The organism is Streptomyces sp. NPDC060366 (genome assembly GCF_042725135.1).
Classification (GTDB): Bacteria; Actinomycetota; Actinomycetes; order Streptomycetales; family Streptomycetaceae; genus Streptomyces.
Map to the genome: position 1 here is coordinate 1 of NZ_JBHXDC010000032.1, position 18,663 is coordinate 18,663.

The window sequence follows — 18,663 nt, forward strand, 5'->3', positions numbered from 1 at the left end:
TAAGAGACAGGCGCTGCGCGCTGTGGAATCGAACCGCCTCGCTTCGCTCGGCGGGAGGCGGGGGCGCTTCGCTTCCCCGTGAACCCCGTTGCTTCGCAACGGGGTTGCCCTCGCTTCGCGAGGGTCGGCCCGCAGTCCCTTCCCAAGGCCCGCGCTTCGCTTGGGCCTTGGGAAGGGACTGCGGGCGGGCGCTGCGCGCCCTTGCGGCAGGTCCGCTTCGCTCCCCTGCCGGGTCTTTCCGGCTTCGCCTCCAAGCCCTTGCGGCCCGCTTCGCGGGCCGGGCTGGCTACGGGGAAGGGTGGTCGCCGGGAGTGAGTGAAGCCTCATGGCGGTTCAGGCGCCGGAAGCTCTGTGCTGCCAGGACCGGCCATACAACCGTGCAGGCCAGTGGGGCCCACAGGCGGAACCCGGCTGTGCCGTACTCCCCCGCACCACGGTGGCAATGCACCATGCCAGCATCAGAACAGCCACCCCGGCCTGAACCCAACGCATGGTGCGCAAACTCTCCGCCCGCTCCAGGGCAAGGGGATACGACTCACGCACTGTGACCACTCCCCCCGCCGGCCAGGCTGGCTTCATGGTGGCGCAGCTTCCTGAACGCCCAAACCCCCTGTGCCGGGAACAGAACTGCCCCTGCCAGCTGGCCCCACAGCTTCCAATTCCACTGCCCGAAATCCCCCACGGACAGATTCAGCATCAGAGCGAGGATGACCAGTACCGAAGCCGCAACAAAAAGCCAGCGGACCCAACGCAGTTGGCGGGCTTCACTCTCAGGCAACGGGTAACGCGTCCGGGAACCCATACCAGTCGCGTACCCCGAGGTATTTCATACAGGCGGCTGTGTCCAGAGGCTTGTGAGCTCAGGCGGAGCGGGTCAGCTTTTTGGCCGTACTGCAGTGAGCCGCCCTCTGATGCCGCCACAGCTGAACCACCGCCAGCCCGAGCAGCACGGTGAACACCACCACCAGGACACCGGCAATCTCCGACTGCCGGCCGCTGCCCTCCCTGCCCGACTGCAGGACCAGGCCCAGTACGGACAGCATCATCCCGACCAGATATACCGAACGGACACGGCGCAGCTGCCGCACGGTACGGGGAGCAAGAGCAACACGCACACGCTTCATCGAGGCCATACCCGCCCGGTACCCCCACCCGCCCGGAACAGACGTCGGATCAACTTCACCGGAAGAGAGCACTCATCGTCCTGTGATTTCCCCGCGCGCAGGGGCGCCGGGTCCTCCCGCTTCACCTCCGAGCCCCTGCAGCTGGGCAATGTGGGGCCGGAGTTACTCACTCTCAGGGACAGAAGGCTATTCGATGTGCCCGGTGACAAGATCGACCTGCGTGAGGAAGTCCCGTACCGATTCCTCCAGTTCCGTAACGCTCAGGGCTACGGCCGGATGCACCGCGGAGGTGAAGCCGTGCTCGGGGTTGGGACCCGACAGCCAGACGAAGTCGTACGTGCCCGGCTCACCGGGACGGCCGGTGACCTCGAACCTTTACCCGTCGACCGTCAGTGTCCGCTTCCGTGTGCTGCGCCTGCCCGTGACACCAGTCTGCCCGGACTCGTTCATGGTCTGCTTCAATCCTCCTGCGCCGCCTTTCCGGCTTCACCTCTCGCGGGCCATGCCTTGTTGGTCGAGTAATAGCCCTGTGCATCAGAGTTCCGCAGGGGGTGTACCTGCTCAATGGGTAGCGTTTCCTTATTGAAAAAGTTTCTGGGAATCCGGATTCGAGAGTGATACCTTCCTGACTGCCCCGGCCCCCGCCGTCAGCTCACCACCTCATATCGCCGCCCGCCATGGTGGAGCCAGGCGATCGATCGCCGTCGCCGTTCAGGCGCCGATCGTCGGTCAGCGACCGAGCGGTTCGGCAAGAACGGGTGGCTTCGTTCACGAGAATGGGTTCTGGCTCAACTTCTGTGGTGGTGCACTGCTCCATCTCGTATCCGGTATCAAAACCGCACCGGGCCGGGTTCGTGGTCCCGGACAGAGGTACTTGGACGCCGACACACCGCCCTGGTTGGCCCCGTGACTCCTCGGCACACCGCCGGGTAACGTCTCCGTGCACCTCTCGAGCCGCCTAACTCGCCTGTGCCGAGGTTCAGTTCACGATCCGGAGACGTCATGCCGCTGTCGGAAGGTCAAGCCGTGTATGTGGTCGACGTGCCGCTGGGGAGCGGTGGCGAGGTCGTACGAGTGCAGGTGAACGACGCCAGGGAGGATGTCGTGCGCGTTGGACGCGGCAGCCGTGCCGTCGCCCGGGCGGAGCAGTCCCTGGAACAGATGCTGGATGTTGTACGGCCGGTCGCGGACGCCTTCGTCGGCCGCTGCCATGGCATGCTCCGGCCGCCGGACGAGGCGACCCTCGAATTCGGCATGTCGCTCTCCGCCGACGCGAAGGTTCTCGTCGCGGGCTCTTCTGCGGAGGCCAACTTCTCCGTCAGCCTCACCCGGCACAGCAGCCCCGCCGGTATGGACGCGGCATCGGAAACCGCACCCGGCCCGGAGTCCGCGGGCCAGAGCCCGGCGGGCGGCCCCGCTTCCGGGGGCTGAGTCCCGCAGGGGCGGGTCGGGATCCGCCGTCGCACTGCCAGCACCCTCCCGCTCCCCTCACCGCACCGAGGAGGCCTCGTGTACGACCACGACGAAGCCGGCCGAACTACGGCCGGAGCCGGGCACAGTGAACACGAGGACGCCGATACTGTCCTCGCCTCCGGGACGGTCCGCCTCCAGGACGGGCACGGCGACTCTGCCGGTACGGGATTCCTCGTCGGCGACGGGCTGGTCCTCACCTGCGCCCATGTGGTGTGCGACGCGCTCGGGAAACCCCGCGACACCGAGGTGCTCCCCGGGGCCCGCGTCACCCTCGACATGCCGCTCCTCGCAGGGCCAGGAGCCCCGGGGCACGACATCGAAGCAGAGGTGACGCACTGGGTGCCGATCCGGGAGGACCGGAGCGGCGATGTGGCCGTGCTTCGTCTGCTCGCACCGGCACCGGGGGCACGCCCGCTGCCGACCAGCCTGTCCCGGCGTCTGTGGGAACACGGGTCCCGCATCGTCGGCTTCACCGGGCACTCCGACCGGCCCGTGTGGCAGCGGGGCAGCCTCCTCGGCCCTGCCGGGAAGGGCTGGGTACAGCTGTCCCGGGCCGATGGGCAGACGGTCCGTGTCACCGGCGGTTTCAGCGGCAGCCCGGTCTGGGACAACGCCCTCGGCGCCGTCGTCGGCATGATCGTGGCCGCAGAGTCGGTACGGGACGACCAGCAGGCGTACATGCTGCACCTCGGGGCGCTCGCCGACGAGCTCCCTGTCCTCGCCGAGGCGTTCCTCGCCCCGACACCCTTCCGTGGCCTGGAGCCCTTCCGTGAGGAGGACGCCGAGGTCTTTTTCGGCCGTGAGGAGGACACGGAGACCGTGGTCGCCGCACTGCGCGGTGACCGTACAGCGGTGACGTTGTGCGGACCCTCGGGGTGCGGCAAGTCTTCTCTCGCCCTCGCGGGGGTGGCGCCCGTGATGCGCCGTGCCGGCCACGAGGTGGTGGTCGTCCACTGCGGCCGCACCTCCCGTCCGGTGGGCGCCCTGGCGTTCGAGCTCCTCGAACTGGCACGCCAGGAACGGTTCGGGCCACCGCGCGCAATCAGAATCGAGCGGGTCGTCGCCTGGCTGACCGGGGCAGGCCTCGCGGACACCGTTCACCGGCTCACCGGCAGTGCCACCACAGACCTCCTCGTCGTACTGGACCAGGCTGAGGCTCTGCTCGACCTGCCCGAGGGGGACCTCACGGCCCTCTTGTCGGTGCTGTTCCCCGCCCGGCGCACCGCCGGGATGCGGGTGCTGCTCACCTTGCGCGCCGACTTCATTGACGCCGCCCTCAGCCACGAGCACCTCGGCCCGGTGCTGAAACGGGGAGCCGTCCTGCCGCTGACCCCGATGACCCGGGAGCAGTTCCACGCCGTCATCACCCGCCCTGTGGACCGCGTGCCCGGTGTCTCCTACGAACCGGGGCTGGCACGCCGCATCCTCGAGGACGCCGGCAGTGAGCCCGGTGCCCTTCCCCTCCTCGGCTTCGTCCTGCGGCACCTGTGGGAGGAACAGTCGGGCGGCCGCCTGAGGGTCGAGGCGTACGAGAGGGCCGGCGGCGTCTCCGGCGCACTGCGCAGGCACGCGGAGGAGGCATGGCGGAAATACGTCCCGTCCGTGACCGAGACCGGCTCCCCGGACCCCGCAGACGCCCCGGAGACCCCTGACCTCATGGATGCCGTCACGCACGCGCGGCGGCTCCTCGCCGGACTGGTGCGCGTGGTGCCGGGCAGCGGCGCCCCCGCGCTGCGGCGGGTGCTGACCCGGGCGGAGGCCGGCGAGCAGCGCTGGCGCCTGGCCGTGCTGTTCGCCGGGAAGGACGAGCGTCTGCTGGTGCTCCACGGCGGGGCCGGTGTGCCGGAAAGTGTGGAACTCGCCCACGAAGCCCTCATCACAGCCTGGCCGACTCTGTCCGAAGTGGTGCGCGAGGACCGGAACTTCCTCGCCGCGCGCACGGAGTTGCAGCACGACCGAGAACGCTGGGAGAGAGCGGGGCGTGCTGACGAGCTCCTGCCGCGGGGGGTACACCTCGTCTCCCTCGAGAGCCGTCTCGCCGGGCGCACCGACGAACTGACGGCGGCCGAGACCGACTTCCTTGACCTCGCAGACCGGCAGCGCCACGCGATACAACAACAGCACCGTGCCAGGCAGCGGCGCATCCGGTGGGCCTGGGCGGGCGGCAGCCTCTCTCTCGCGCTCATCGCCACTTTGATCGTGTTCTCCATCCAGGAGTCCCGGGTGAGCAAGGAGCGGGAAGCGGAAGGCAGGTCCAGGTCGCTGGCCGTGCAGGCGGACGAACTGGCCGACACCAATCCCGCCCAGGCCGCTCTTGCCGCGATTGCGGGCTACGACATCTCCCCGACGCAGGAAGTCCGCAACGCGTTGCTGCGCCGGTACACCTCGGTCAAGGAAAAGGCATGGATCCTGTCGGGCGTCGAGGGAAAGATCGACAGCGTCGCCATGAGCGCGGACGGCGCGGTGACTCTGGCGATCTCCGACACCCGGCGCGCGACCCTGTTCCTGCGTACGAAGCACGGCAAGGTGCGTCAGGTCAACCTCCGTCTCCGTCCCAACGTCCAGCAGCCCACGGTCAGCGTGGACGGGCGGCGCATCGCCTATGTGCGCGATGAGGACCGAGCTGTTGTCTGGCACGATGTCACACCCACGGCGAAGTACCCGGTGGGGCCTGCACATCTCATCAAAGGTCCGCCGGTGAAGGCCAAGCCGGATGACTGGGGAAACAAGCGTAAGCTGATCGACTTCTCGCGCACTTCCCGATACCTCGTCGAAACAGCGGCCGAGTCCACGACGTTCCCGGTGCGTGTCTGGGATCTGAAGACGAGGCGCTGGCGCGACCTACCGAAGATCATTCCCGGGATCAAGTCCATTTGGTTCGGCCCCGACGACACCACGCTGGTGGCGATGGGGACCACCGCGTCCCAGACCGAGATGATGGACGCGGTCGACATCCAGACCGGTACGAGACAGCGTCTCGTCAGGGATGGCCAATACAGCGGTGTGTCGGGGGACGGAACCGTGGCCATCACCTGCCACAAGGGGGACGGAGAATCCTCGACCAACGCCCTGTACCAGACGATACGAGTGGCGGACCGGCGGATCCTACGCAGTTACCGATCCGACAACACCTCGTGCGAAACTACGGTCCTTGACGCCAAGGGCGACCGGTTTGCCCTGACCGGCTACGAAGACACCTGGGAAATCGTCAACGCCAACGGCAACGATCGACCACGAGAAGTCATAGCTCCTTCTGTACGCCGATACGACGTTACTCCGGAACTGCCCTTGCTCGGCTCCGAACAGGAGCCCGTCCTGGCTTTCAAGGACGACATTTCGGTTTCCGGACACGCTCTGGTGAGCGCCGATGGAGCCACCGCCTACGGCGTGCCGAGACTGCTCGGGGACGGACGCACGGTGCTCGTCCGCCTCGGAGAGAAAGGCGACTCCCTGCGCGTCATGGAGACCGAGGGCGACAACCGCGACCTAGCCGAAGTGTCCGTCAAGGCCAAGACACCGCCAGCCAAGGAACAGGTTATCGCAATCAACAGGGCCGAGACGCTGATGGCAGATGTGTCGGACAAGAACCGGGTGACGGTCCGTCAACTGCCTTCCTTGCGCCGTATGTCAGAGTTCACCACAGCCACCGAACCACCCGTCGTCGACTGGGACCCCGACGACCTCTTCTCCGAGCCCGGCGACAAAGGTGAGCTGGAACCCGTTGACCTCGTCTTTCTGCCCGGTGATCGGCTCGTGACGGTCGTTGGTTCCCTCGTCGAACAGTGGGACACCCGCAAGGGGCGTCGCCTCTCCTCGATCGATCTGAAGGACCTGCGGCTTACTTCCAAAAACCGGCCGGAATACCACGTGACTCCCCACCGCGACCCGGGTCTCCTGGCGGTCAGCGTGGGCGAGGAACCGGACCTGCACGCCGTCGACCTGCGAACAGGCCGGGAGAGGAAAGACCTCCGCATCCGATTCGCCGACAACTTCCTCACCGCGTACTTCCTCAAGGACACGCGCTATATGGCCGTACTGACCTCGGGACGCATCCTGGAGTTGTGGTCCGTCGAACCGGGACAACAATCACGTCGAGTGGCAGCCTTCCCCAAGCCGCTGCGACCTGGCGAGTGGGCAACGGGCAACCCCAATGGAGCACATTACTTTCTGGCCGCCGACAGTTCTGTGACCTTCCTGAAAGCAGACGATCCGTCGTATCGGGAGACCTACGAGTTCGCCGAGAGTCAACGCGTCATCGCTGCCACCAGGGACGGCAAGGCACTGTTCGGCTCTCCCGCCCCGGAGTCTTCACTCGATGCGCTGGGGAAATCTCCCCTCTCCCTGACCCGGCTGGACCCCATCCTGTGGAAGCGGCACCTGTGCAAGGTGATCGGCCGTGGCCTCACTGGCGACGAACGCCGCGGCCTGCCCGGCCAGCTGCCGGACAAGATCTGTACCACCTGATCCGCGAAGGTCTTGTCGGTGCCGCGGGGTGTTCTGGCCGGTCAGTGGCGTAGCTGCCCCAGCAGGCCCTGTCGTCGGCGCCCTCCCCGGGCTCCGAACTGACGCTACGGGCCGCAGGAAGCTGGCCTTGTGGCCGGCCGCTCGGGGAGGCGGACGTGGGGCAGATCGAGCAGGGGCTGGAGCACGCGTTGCGCACCCGGCCGGTTCCCTCAAGCACCGAAGCCCGTCTGCGGTTTCTGCTGGCGGAGTACCGGTATTCCACCCGGAGGGCCGCCGTGCTGGGCGTGTCGCAGCGCACCGGGCCGAGCGGACACCGCAGGCGAGAGAGACCGCCGCACGGGCCCGTGAGTTGAACGCCCGGCGCAACCGAATCGGTCTGACGCCGCCGTCCCACCCGTTCTGGCTGGGCAACCGGATCGCGGCCGTCGACACCCGGACTTGGGAGACCTACGGCTTGGACCTCGCCCGTCCAGGTCCAAGCACGCCGGCCCCACGAACCCGCCTCCCACTGGGAAGCACCCCAGCATGCCGTCGAGTGATAGACCCTCCACTCCAGGCCGTCGCCGGCGCGGCGGCCGCCGCGCAGGCGACGGCTCGTGGCAGCACTCTGACAGCGCGGACCACCAGACTCCGGTCACGTATGCCTGGGTGTCGTCGGCGCGGTCGAGGGAACCAGGTCGCCTCGCGGTTCTCCCAGTTACACCAGAACAGCCGGGACGGCGTCCTCAGTCGTCCAGTCGCCGTCGAAGAGCGCAGCAACCAGAAGGGCGTGGTTGTCCGGGAGCTGGCCCGCGCGGTGCTTGGTACGGGCCTTGGCGAGCCAGGCGCCGATCCTGACCGTGTCGCCGTCGACGCGGATCGTCTCGCGGGCGGCAGGGGCACGGCCTTCGCGGTGGAGGAAGAGTTCCAGGAGTTGCACGGTCTGTTCGAAGGTGCGGCAGGTACGGCCGGCGGGGGTGAGCGGGTTGCTGGCCGGGGTGAGGCCGAGGGAGTCGAGCAGGTGTTGCTGGTCGGGGTGGAGGGTGTGCCAGGTGGTGAGTTGGCGGTGCAGCCAGGAGCCGATCTTCACCCCGGCCAGGAGGGTGTCGTGGGTGAGCGCGGCGGGGTCTGTGCCGTTGGTGAGGTGGGTGCGCAGCAGGTGGTATTTGCGGTGCCAGTCGGGGCCGTAGGGCAGGCGCCAGTGGGGGTCGAGGGCGGTCAGGTTGTCGGCGCGGGTGGGGTCGAGGGCGTTCTTGGTGGCGAGGTGGCGTTGTTCGGCGAGCCATGCGCCGGTGGGGGTGGTGGCGGGGGCGGCGAGGTGGCCGTGGGCTTGGTGGTAGTCGGCGGCCGCGGTCATGCGGGCGCGCCAGGCGGCCTGGTGTTTGTCCCAGATCATGCCCAGGGTGTCGAGTTCGGCGGTGAGGTCGGGTTCGAGGCGGCCGGTGTTGTGGGCGTCGCGCATGGTGGTGATGAAGCGGCCGAGTTCGTAGCCGACGGTGTCCACGTGGTCGGTGGGGACGTCGAGGTGGCCGTAGTGGTCGTGGAATGCCTGGGCCGCGGTCAGGCCTTCGCGGCGGGAGCGTGAGAGGGGTCTGCGGGGGTTGAAGGAGATGAGGTCCATGGCGCGGGCGATGCGTTCGGGGTGGACGGTGAAGTCGAAGTGCCACCGGTGTCCGATGAGCCGGCTGGTTTCCGCGGGCAGGCGGTTGGCTTTGTTCGGGAGGCGTTCGAGGATGCGGTGGTCGTGGCTGGCCAGGGCGGTGGTGATCGCCCATACCGGCTCGTAGGCGGTGCCCAGGATGTCCTCGGAGTCGGCGCCCGGGGGGATGTAGACGGGGACGATGAGGCTGGCGGTCTTGCCGCTCACGTCCAGGCGCAGTGCCCGGCCCAGGCCCTGGACGCAGCGGATGACGCTGCTGGTGGGGTCGGCGAAGACCACCGCGTCGACGGACGGGATGTCGACGCCTTCGGCGATTACTTTTGCGTTCGTCAGGATCGCGCATGTCGAGGCGGCGAAGTCGGTGAAGATCCGGGCGCGTTGGTCGGGGGTGTGGTCGCCGTGGACGAAGAACATCGTCGGCTGAAGGTCGGGGAACACCTGGGGGTCTGCCCGCCGCAGCCGGCGCAGGGTGTGGCCGAGCTGGCGGGTGAAACGCTTGGCGTCTTCGACGAGGTGGAAGAAGACCAGCACGCGGCGCAGTTCGTGGTCGGACATGGCCTTCAGGACGGCCAGGTGCAGGGCGGTCGTCCGCAGCGCATCCTGAGTCTCGGGGCTGTCAGCGCTCGTGCCGGGGATGGTGGTGTTGAGGCGGGTGCGCAGCTCGTCGTCGGTGATGGTGGGCACCACGATGCGGTAATCCGCCGCGACGCCGTCCTCGATCGCCTGGGCGAGGGGGTACTCGAAGATCTTCTTTCCGTAAACGGCCTCGTTGTCCATGGAGTTGACCGAGACGTCCATGCCGGGCTCAGGCGTGTGCCGGCGGGGCCGGGGGCGGCCGGTGTCCGCGGAATCGACAAGGTCCGGTGCGGCGAAACTCCGGGGCGTGGCCGTCATGTAGAGGCGGCGGTCCGCCCGGATGCGGGCGGTGTCGTTGACTGCGGCCCATTTCTTGTCCGCCCGGCCGGCGATCCGGTGTGCCTCGTCCATGACCGCGAGGTCGAAGGGCGGCACGCGGTAGCGGGTGTGCTGGGTGCCCTCGATCTTGTCGAGGGAGTCGTATGTGCAGATCACCGTCAGCGCGGGCAGTTGATCCTCCCTCTCCCCCACCACCGACATCAGGGCGGCGAGAGACTGGGAGTCGCTGGTGGAGCCGACACGGTGCGCGGCGAGGGCGCTGTGCGCGGAGGCGTCCATCGAGGACACGATCACCATGTGCCCGGTATGCCCGTCACGCCGCCAGGCGAGCGCGGTCTGCGCGGCCAGATCCAGAGTCGGCACGACGACGAGCACGAGACGGGCGGCGAGTGCGTCCGCGACGCGGATCGAGACCAGCGTCTTGCCCGTACCGGTCGCGGAAACGAACAGGGCCCGGGTATACGGGCGCCGCAAGTGCCGCACCGCCGCGTCCAGCCCGCGCTCCTGGCCCGAACGCAGCACAGGCCTGCGGGGCGTACAGGCGGTAGAGGCATCGACCAGCATGACCATGCCCCCATCATGACGCAGCGTTGTGGTCGTTACATCAAAGCGGGCCTCCGGCTTCGTCTCCAAGCCCTTGTGGCCCCCGGCTGTGGTGCCGGGCATGAAGTCGTACATCGTGCAGATCGTGCGACGGGGCGCCCCGCAGCCACAGCGCAGCGACAGTCTGTGCAGCGCACATGGTGCAAAGGTCTGCACCCGAGACTTGGTCGCCGGTGTCTTCCTCCGCGACGCCCAGGTGGGCGAACTCGTCGACCGTTCGCACCTGATCTGCTGTGGTTCGACGGCGAGTGGGAACGCACGGAGGGACAGTGGCGGATGGGTGAGCTGGCGGCGCTGATCCACGCGGGAAGCCCGGGGACCATTCTCAACGCCCGGATGCTCAGCCACGGCGACTACGCCACCCCGGAGCAGGGCGTCCCGCTCCAAGCCCCCGACGGGCCTTGGGAGTTGTGTCTGACGATCAACGACTCATGGGGGTTCCAGCCCACCGACCACCACCACAAGTCCGTACGCCGGCTGGTGTGTTAGTTCACCGAGACCATCGGTATGGGGGCAATCTCCTCCTGGACGTCGGCCCGCGGTGTACGGCACCGTCGCCGGACTGCCCGCGGGACATCGCTGCGGCCACAGCGCACTCTCCGCCGGCTGGTGAACCCTCTATCTGGTCTGTTTCGACCCACCCCGGGAGACCGTCGCGGTACGCGGACTGCGTACGCCGGTCAAACGCGTGACCGTCCGGCACAGGCACCGAACTCGCACACCGCTTCGTCGGCGGCCTGCACGACGTACCGGGAGTCCTGTGGACGGACGCTCCCCCGCCTCGGACGTGGACCCCGAAGCGACGGTACTCGCCCTCGAACTCGACCTCTACCGGGGGCGGGGCCTGGCCTGAGGGGCACCCGTAGCACTGCGCGCGGTGCGGCCGGTCCCCGTGGGGGCGGCGCCGCGCCGACCAGCGGTCCGAACAGAGTCGGCGCCAGCGCCACCGACGCGGGCCGGTCCCAGGGCGGGGAAATGCGGTATGAGCGGGGCGGGAGCGACCATAGTCGACATATGGGAGATAAGTTGAGTTTCTGGGAGCGTAGGAGGATGAGCAGATACGAAAGGGGAAGCTGGGAGCTGAAGGAAAGTCTCCGCTCGCGCGTGAGTGAGCTGGAAGCGCTCCTTGAGACCAGGGCAGGCCAGGGACAGGTTCCGGCGGAGGCACAGCCCCTGGCGGCGCAGGCCTTCAAGGAGCTGAAGGAAGCGAGGGAGCAGCTCCGCCACGATCATCTTCGGCAACACCCGGCGGCCCACCTGGCGGTCGCGCAGACCCATTACGACGCCGCGCACAGCCTCATGCTGCGCCTGTCACCGCTGGACGACGTAAAGGCGATGCTGTCCGGCCTGGTCGCCTACGTCCGGGAGCATCTTCCTGTCACCGACGAACGGAGGGTGCAGGTCGAAGAGATCGCCCTCTCCGTCCGAGCGGGGGGAACCCTTGACGACAACCAACGGGAAGTGCTCGTCGACGCGATGACTGTCGCCCGGCAGGGGCATCTGAAAGAGGCCCTCAGGGTCCGCAGTTTCGCCTACATCGTCTACGGCATGTCGGCGGTTCTGGCAGTCGTCGCCATTTCGGTCGCCCTGCTCGGCGGTCTGTCACCGAAGACAGTTCCCCTCTGTTTCAACCCCGAACGCATGGGAGTGGTCTGTCCCACCGCGAGCGCCGACGGCGGAGGAGGTCCGGAGGCGCCGGGCGATGTCGATGACCTGTACGCCACGGTGGCATCCCGGTGGGATTACCTCGTCGTCGAATTCGTGGGGCTCGTGGCCGCCACTGTTGCCGCAGCCACCTCACTGCGACGTATCAGGGGCACATCCACGCCCTACAACGTTCCCGTCGCGCTGGCGTTGCTGAAACTTCCGACCGGTGCGCTCACGGCCGTACTCGGACTGCTTCTCATGCGTGGGGAGTTCGTCCCCGGTCTCCAAGCGCTCGATTCATCGGCGCAGATCATCGCTTGGGCCGCGATTTTCGGCTATGCCCAGCAGCTCTTCACTGTGTTCGTCGACAATCAGGGCCAGTCCGTACTCAACTCCGTCGGAGGCCCGAGCAAGCAGGCCGGAAAGCGCAAACGCGATACGGAGACCCCGGCGGCGTAGAACTTCACTCGTTGAGCCTCGCGGTGGCCGCGAGGCTCGAATGGACTCAGTGCTCGGTCATGCCGCTGTCGTATCCGATTTGGCGACTATGAGGCGCTGATCCGGATGAATCAGGTCCGGATCCTTGATCCGGTTCCACTTGACGAGCTTCTCGACCGTTGTCCCGAACATCTCGGCGATAGCGCTGAGCGTGTCACCGCGCTGGACCGCGTAATGCGTGAGGTGTGTCGTTTGTGTCGTCATGCTTAAAACGATAGACCGTAATGGAGCAATCTTCTTGTCGGGCAGGGGCCGGGGGGCAGCCGCCCGGCGTCAGCCAGGTGAGTGACGCTCGGTGTCTTCGGCGTGCGTCGAGCGGGGCGGCACGGTACGGGTGGATGGTGGGCGCCCCTTTCCGAATCCACCCCGATCTCGTCGAACCACGAAGGAGAACTCATGACGGACGTGGTCAAGTTTCCGATCGTCTATGTGAGGGGATTCGCCGGCGACAGCTCGGGAATCAACTCCGCCGTCGTGGACCCCTTTTACGGATTCAACGAGGGGTCCACCCATGTACGGGTCGGCCCGGACGATCAGCCAAGCTTCTACCAGTTCGAAAGCCCGCTACTGCGACTGCATACCGACGAGGATTACCAGATTCTCGTCGAGGGCGACCAGGAGGCTTATCTCGACAGTCACGACGACATTCCGTCCAACACCCTCTGGGTGCACCGCTTCTACGACGTGTGCGCGAGCACATGGGGCGGGAACCCTGAGGAGTTCCGGCTGGAGGACGCGGCGGCGGACCTGCTGCGTCTGGTCGAGAAGCTTCGGGTCAAGACCGGTGCACCGCGCGTGAATCTCGTCGCGCACTCCATGGGCGGGCTCATCTGCCGCTGCCTCCTCCAGAAGATCCTCCCCGATCTGAATCGCGACCCGACGGATTATGTGGACAAGCTCTTCACCTATGGAACCCCCCACGGAGGTATCACCTTCGATGTCGGCTTCGGACTGCTGGAGAAAATTCGAGATGTCACGGGCATCAACGGAGCGGACATCTTCGGCCCGCGGCGCATGTACGAATACCTGACCCCGGAGAGCGACCTGGACCCACAGGGCCCTCCTGACTCCTGGAGCCCTCGTGACATGCCCGAGAGCGACGGTGCCTTCCCCCGGCACCGGGTCTTCTGCCTGGTGGGGACCGCCCCGAAGGACTACGAGGTCGCGCTCGGCCTGTCCTCTGCCGCCGTCGGCGCGCGAAGCGACGGGCTCGTACAGATCGAGAACGCCTGTGTCCCAGGCACCCACCGCGCCTATGTGCACCGCAGCCACAGCGGTCGGTACGGGCTGGTCAACTCCGAGGAGGGGTACCAGAATCTACGGCGTTTCCTCTTCGGCGACCGGAAGGTCGAAGCCGCACTGGTCAACCATCAACTCGCTTCGGAAGACGGCGTCAGCTGGCAGGCCGAGGTGCAACTGTCGGTGCGCGGCCTGCCGATCGTGATGCACGAGCAACTGGCCTCCCACTGGTGCCCCGTCCAGCTCTCCGCCCAGCAGGCCGACGGTACGTCCGACGGAGCCGTCCCGCTGGCCACGACATTCCTGTGCGGCGACCTGTCCCGACCGCCGGGCAGCGAGACAATGCGTTACGCGCTGCATGTGCGGGTGCTCTCTCTACGGGAACACCATGGGTTCCTCAGTTTCGGCGACCATCTCGAACGGACCGCCGACTTCGACGACATCCTGGTCGTCGACATCGGTACTGCGGACAGCGGTCCCGGGATCTGGGCCACCTGGAACTCCCTCATCCCGGGCGCCATCAGCCGGCACGAACCCGAGGGCACGCCCCTCGACGACCAGGACCCGAACACCGGTGTGTGGGTGGCGGACATCCCGCTGCCCGCCACCGCCGTGCCGATTCTCGGCGACGGGTCGAGAATCCGGCTCACCGTCACTCCCTGGGCCTGAAGAGCCCGCGTACGACGGCGGCGACTCAGCACCGCGACACGCGTGCCGCCGCGATCAAGTCAGCTCACGTCGACTCGTCGGTCAGGTCGACTCGTCGTCGTCCGGAGGCGGCTCTTCCTTCGAGTCATGCCCACGAGCACGGAGTTCGCGCATCCGACGGTGAACGGCCTCGCGCAAGCTCTCCCCGCGGGGGCCTTTCGGGGCAGGAGCGTCGGGGTGATCCGTACCGGTTTCGAGCTCGTCGATCAGTGCGTGCAGCTCATCGGCACGGTCCTTGCCGCTCTTCTCGTTCCCAGCCACGGTGCCCTCCGTCTCAGGCGATCCGATGCCGACGTCGCTTCCATTCTCCTACTCCGCGTCTTCCCACGTGCCCTCGATGACCGGATCGGCCTGTAGCCGGTCGATCCGGCTGCGCCATCCACTGGCCCGGGAGGCCGTGGACTGCTTGGCCGCCGCGGTCAACGAGCGGGCGGCCGCGAAACGATCGGACTGCGGACCACTGCGGGCGATGCGTGAGATCGTCCCGGTGCGGGAGTCGATGGCCGACCGAAGGCTTCCGGCACGGGCCGTCAGCCGGCCCAGGTCGACGAACTCGGGCTCTTCGGTGCCGAACCAGACCTGCTGCCACCAGTGGTCACTGACCGGGTCGTGCCAGCTGATGTAGCCGCCGGGCAGAATCTTGCGCGGCCCGTCCAGCTTGCCGGTGAAGCTGTAGCGCACGCCGGGTGCCGCGACCGGGTCGTAGAAGCTGGGCGTGAAGAAGTCCGACATCAGCAGACCGTTGATGGTGTAGCCGTTCTCCGGTGCCTCGGACGGATCGGCGACCTCCACCAGGTACTCCACCACCCCCTGGTCGGGTTTCAGGGACTTGCCGGCGACCAGGCGGTTGCCGCCCGGATCTCCGAGCATCTCCAGCATCTCGTGGCTGGCGGTGAGCGACCAGCTGTCGCTGTACTCGATGAGGGAGAAGGGCTGGCCATTGTTGTCGAGGTGAACGCCGGCTGCCCCCTCCTGGTTGATGTCGTCCTTGACGATCATCGGCCAGTAGCCCACCGGGACGTCATCGAGATTGTCGAAGGCGTCGACGCTGGCCGGGATCTTCCAGATCGGGGAGAAGTCCCGCATCGCCTGTTTCTGCAGGGCGGCGGCCACCCGGTTGAGCTGCGAGGGGGTGATCCGGCGAGTCTCGGACACCAGAGCGAGCTGGGTGACGAGCATGACTGGGCTCCTGGTCGGTCGGTTTGGGTGCGTCCGCACCGGATGACAAGGTCAGGTCAGTAGCTGGGCGAGCCGGGCGCCGTAGTTGGCGGGCAGGTTTATTTCCTGGGCCAGGACCGCTCCGAAGGAGTTGTCGGCGCCGGCGGTGAGGCCGTCGAGCGTGAGGGGTGTGAGAGCGCCGACCGCTGCCGTCACCGGCCCCAGTTCTGGCCCTGTGGGGTGTGTTCGCCCGGCGGCCGACAGGGCCAGCCGTGGGCGCAACTCGGCCCCGGTGGGGGCCAGTTCATCCAGTGCCAGCTGCCAGCGCACGCCCCCTGCGAACGCCCCGGTCAGCGGTGCCGGCCGCAGGGGGCGGGCGGCGAGCGCGGGCAGGTCGGCCAGGGCGGTGGTCAGCCGATCGGCGGCCTCGGCCAGCGTCAGGCCGGCGACCAGGGGATCGCCGGCCGCGTCGTGGAGGTTGACGACCCGGCCGCCCGCACCGGTCGCCGACACCTTTTCCAGTTCTTCGTCGGAGGCCAACGCCCTGACCAGGTCGCGGAGTCCGTAGCGGGCGATGCCGTCGATGACGACCAACCGGATGTCGGTGTCCCCGGCTTGGACGAGTGCCGTGTAGGGGTCGTCGGCCGTGCCGGCGGTGATCAACAGATCCGCGCGCAGTCCGGGCCGCAGGGAACCCACGGCGCGTTCCCAGCGTAGGATCCGGGCCGCGTCCCGGGTGGCCATGGCCACCAAATCGCGGTCAGTGAGGTCCACTTCGCCGACATCGGCGGCCAGCCGGGCGGCTTTGAGCTCACCCAGGAGCCCCTTGCTGCCGGAGACCGACCAGTCCGAACCCAGCCCCATGAGCACACCGGCCCGGCGGGCAGCGGCGATGTCGGCGGTCCCCCCGTACAGCAGCAGGTTCGACAGCGGTGACCACACCATCGAGGCGCCGTGGTCGGCCAGGACCTGGAAGTCCTCGGCCGCGAGCCCGGCGCAGTGAATGCCGACGAGGTTCTCGGTGATCGCCCACCGGCCTGCCTTGATCTTGAGGGCGAGGAAATGTTCCCGGGCCGCCCTGTCCGTGCCTTCGGCCAGATGGAGCAGCAGCCGGTGCGGCTGTTTGAGGCGCGCCAGGAACTTCTCGGCGTCCTCCGCCTCCACATCGGCGATCCGGGAGCTGGCCTCGGGCAGGTCGGGATCGTCGGTCGCCTCCACGTTGCGGACGATTCCGCGGTACATACGGCGCGCCCCGGCGTTGCTGAACAGGGCGATGCCCTGGGTGGTCGTGGTTCCGTTGATCAGCGCCTTGGCCTCGACGTAGCGCACCACGGCGGGCATCAGTTCCGGGTCTTCTCCGAGCACCCGCATCGGTCCGGTGACCAGGGTGCGATAGGCCGGATTCCTGCTGCCACCCCACTGCGAGCGGTTGCCGTACCTCTTCGGCACGTTCCACAACGGCAGGACGTCGTAGGGCAGATGGTTGTGGAGCTCGATCAGCCCGGGATACACGGTGCCGCCGGTGACGACCGGAGTCACCTGTTCGAAGCCCGGCGGAGCCGGTGCCTCGGCGGGGAGTACCGCATCCATGACCCGGTCGCCGACGTAGACGACGCCGTCGTCGAGCACCGTGTCGTTGTCGTCAAGGGTGACGACGCGGCCGCGCAGTGCGAAGCGGTGCGTCGTCGGGCCGTCGGTTCCAGGCGGCATGCAGGCATCCTCTCGCCCGACCTCCGCAGAGGCGTTTGACCGGTGCCGCCACCTAACAGCCAAAATGACGTAAAGTCACACAGGATTACTTTGAGTCATTATCGATCCCTCGTATGGACCAGGAGGCCCGCGTGCACGCATTCGACCCCGGCTACGCCCACGCCCCGTATGCCGCCCTGGTCGGCGACTACCCGGGACCGGAGACCTATCCGCCCAGGGAATTCCGAGTGGAGTGGGGCCCGATCTTCCACCGCGGCCGGCTCGACGGCTCGGCGCGCGTCCTGGTCATCGGCCAGGACCCCGCCGGCCATGAAGCCATCACCCGCCGCATCCTGGTCGGCACCGCCGGCCGTCGCTTCCAGGGCTTTCTCCACAAGCTCGGTATCGACACCAGCTATGTGCTGATCAACACCTACCTGTACAGCGTCTACGGTCAGCAAGCCGGAAACGCCCACGCCAAGGACCGCGACATCGCGCGCTACCGCCACCGATGGCTCGACACCCTGGTCACCCACAACGAGATCGAAGCGGTCATCTCCCTGGGCGGACTGGCGAACACCTGCTTCCACACCTGGCGCAGTGACCCCCACAGCGCCCCCTACGACGGGGCGTACGCGCACATCCTGCATCCCACCTTCCCTGACAGCGCGGCGGCGTCCGGTACCGATTTCAAAGCCGCCATGCGACGCCTCACGACCAACTGGAACAGCGCCTTGACCGCTCTGAGCGCCGACGTCACTCCGGACGTCCAACGCCCCCTGGACCTGTACGGCGAAGCCCTCACCTCCTCCGACCTGGCCGTGATCCCGGAGGCCGACCTGCCGGCCGGGCTGCCGTCCTGGATGCGCTCCGACGAACCGTGGGCCGCACGCAAGGGAGCCAACTCCCAAGAGAAACGCGCCACGATCGAGGTCCGGATCCCCGAAGACGAAAGACCCTTCTGAAGCACTCACCCGGCCCGCCCGTGTGCCGGGCGGGCCGGGTGGGGTTGAAATCAGGTGAGGACGGTGCCGTAGGCGGTGAGGAGCTCGTTGATCGGCTGGACGAAGGAGGTGCCGCCGGAGGTGCAGTTGCCGGAGCCGCCTGAGAGCACCCCGACTGCCAGCCCTGTCGTGCCGTCCCCGGTGAGGGCGAACACCGGGGCGCCGCTGTCGCCGGGCTCGCAGCAGAGGGTGGTGCGGATGAGCCCGCTGACGATTTCCCTCGCGCCGGTGTGTGAGGCGGTGCGGGCCTGCTTCTCCTTCGACGGCGGTTGCTTGTCGGCGTGCCGGAAGCTCAGGTGCGGGGCGCCGATCCGCTGGATCTGATCAGTCGTGGCGACCTTCAGCGCTCCGAGCACACGCAGCACATCGCCGCGGAAGTTGTTCGTCGACCCCGGCCGAGTTGGTTATCCGCTTCCCCGTCATGAGCTCTGTCCCTTCGTCGTCGCTCGCGCCGGCGACCGGTCGACCGCGGACCGCGCCGTGCCTGGAAGTGCGTCGGGCC

12 protein-coding genes and 1 pseudogene are annotated in these 18,663 nt (G+C 67.7%); 6 read left to right on the forward strand and 7 right to left on the reverse strand.

Going from position 1 to position 18,663, the window contains the following annotated elements:
• Nucleotides 1–860 precede the first annotated feature (860 nt).
• A complete protein-coding gene (locus ACFWHU_RS37045) occupies nucleotides 861–1,133 on the reverse strand; it encodes a hypothetical protein (RefSeq protein WP_387230583.1) in 273 nt (90 codons plus the stop codon).
• A 993-nt stretch (nucleotides 1,134–2,126) separates the two neighbouring features.
• Between ACFWHU_RS37045 and ACFWHU_RS37050 the strand changes: the two genes are divergently transcribed.
• A complete protein-coding gene (locus ACFWHU_RS37050) occupies nucleotides 2,127–2,555 on the forward strand; it encodes a CU044_2847 family protein (protein ID WP_387230585.1) in 429 nt (142 codons plus the stop codon).
• Between the two features lie 78 nt (nucleotides 2,556–2,633).
• Nucleotides 2,634–7,061 (forward strand): trypsin-like peptidase domain-containing protein, encoded by a 4,428-nt coding sequence (locus tag ACFWHU_RS37055; protein ID WP_387230587.1) that lies wholly within the window; start codon nucleotides 2,634–2,636, stop codon nucleotides 7,059–7,061.
• A gap of 697 nt (nucleotides 7,062–7,758) precedes the next feature.
• Here the strand turns inward: ACFWHU_RS37055 and ACFWHU_RS37060 are convergent.
• Nucleotides 7,759–10,185 carry a Helicase associated domain protein gene (locus tag ACFWHU_RS37060; protein ID WP_387230589.1) on the reverse strand — a complete coding sequence of 809 codons (2,427 nt, stop codon included), beginning with the start codon at nucleotides 10,183–10,185 and terminating at the stop codon, nucleotides 7,759–7,761.
• Nucleotides 10,186–10,402: 217 nt separating this feature from the next.
• On the opposite strand from ACFWHU_RS37060, the pseudogene ACFWHU_RS37065 reads away from it, so the two are divergent.
• Nucleotides 10,403–11,071: pseudogene (locus ACFWHU_RS37065) on the forward strand (alpha-L-fucosidase); the annotation flags it as partial.
• A 161-nt stretch (nucleotides 11,072–11,232) separates the two neighbouring features.
• Complete coding sequence (locus ACFWHU_RS37070) at nucleotides 11,233–12,324, forward strand: hypothetical protein (RefSeq protein ID WP_385801215.1); 1,092 nt, start codon at nucleotides 11,233–11,235, stop codon at nucleotides 12,322–12,324.
• A 57-nt stretch (nucleotides 12,325–12,381) separates the two neighbouring features.
• Here ACFWHU_RS37070 and ACFWHU_RS37075 read toward each other — a convergent pair whose 3' ends face one another.
• Nucleotides 12,382–12,567, reverse strand: a complete 186-nt coding sequence (locus ACFWHU_RS37075; RefSeq protein ID WP_385801213.1) for a LysM peptidoglycan-binding domain-containing protein — start codon at nucleotides 12,565–12,567, stop codon at nucleotides 12,382–12,384.
• Between the two features lie 192 nt (nucleotides 12,568–12,759).
• Here ACFWHU_RS37075 and ACFWHU_RS37080 point away from each other — a divergent pair, with 192 nt between their 5' ends.
• On the forward strand, nucleotides 12,760–14,271 hold the full coding sequence (locus tag ACFWHU_RS37080; RefSeq protein ID WP_387230591.1) for an esterase/lipase family protein: 1,512 nt from the start codon (nucleotides 12,760–12,762) through the stop codon (nucleotides 14,269–14,271).
• Between the two features lie 81 nt (nucleotides 14,272–14,352).
• Here the strand turns inward: ACFWHU_RS37080 and ACFWHU_RS37085 are convergent, their stop codons facing one another.
• Genes ACFWHU_RS37085 through ACFWHU_RS37095 form a run of 3 tightly spaced genes read right to left on the reverse strand, consistent with a single transcriptional unit; the run spans nucleotide 14,353 to nucleotide 17,178 of the window.
• On the reverse strand, nucleotides 14,353–14,571 hold the full coding sequence (locus ACFWHU_RS37085; protein WP_387230593.1) for a hypothetical protein: 219 nt from the start codon (nucleotides 14,569–14,571) through the stop codon (nucleotides 14,353–14,355).
• A gap of 48 nt (nucleotides 14,572–14,619) precedes the next feature.
• Nucleotides 14,620–15,489: a hypothetical protein gene (locus tag ACFWHU_RS37090; RefSeq protein ID WP_385801206.1), complete on the reverse strand. Its 870-nt coding sequence runs from the start codon at nucleotides 15,487–15,489 to the stop codon at nucleotides 14,620–14,622.
• Between the two features lie 51 nt (nucleotides 15,490–15,540).
• Nucleotides 15,541–17,178 carry an amidohydrolase family protein gene (locus ACFWHU_RS37095; protein ID WP_387230596.1) on the reverse strand — a complete coding sequence of 546 codons (1,638 nt, stop codon included), beginning with the start codon at nucleotides 17,176–17,178 and terminating at the stop codon, nucleotides 15,541–15,543.
• A gap of 131 nt (nucleotides 17,179–17,309) precedes the next feature.
• Between ACFWHU_RS37095 and ACFWHU_RS37100 the strand changes: the two genes are divergently transcribed.
• Nucleotides 17,310–18,122, forward strand: a complete 813-nt coding sequence (locus ACFWHU_RS37100; RefSeq protein ID WP_385801202.1) for a uracil-DNA glycosylase family protein — start codon at nucleotides 17,310–17,312, stop codon at nucleotides 18,120–18,122.
• A 50-nt stretch (nucleotides 18,123–18,172) separates the two neighbouring features.
• Here the strand turns inward: ACFWHU_RS37100 and ACFWHU_RS37105 are convergent, their stop codons facing one another.
• Complete coding sequence (locus ACFWHU_RS37105) at nucleotides 18,173–18,517, reverse strand: trypsin-like serine protease (RefSeq protein WP_385801200.1); 345 nt, start codon at nucleotides 18,515–18,517, stop codon at nucleotides 18,173–18,175.
• Nucleotides 18,518–18,663: the final 146 nt, after the last annotated feature.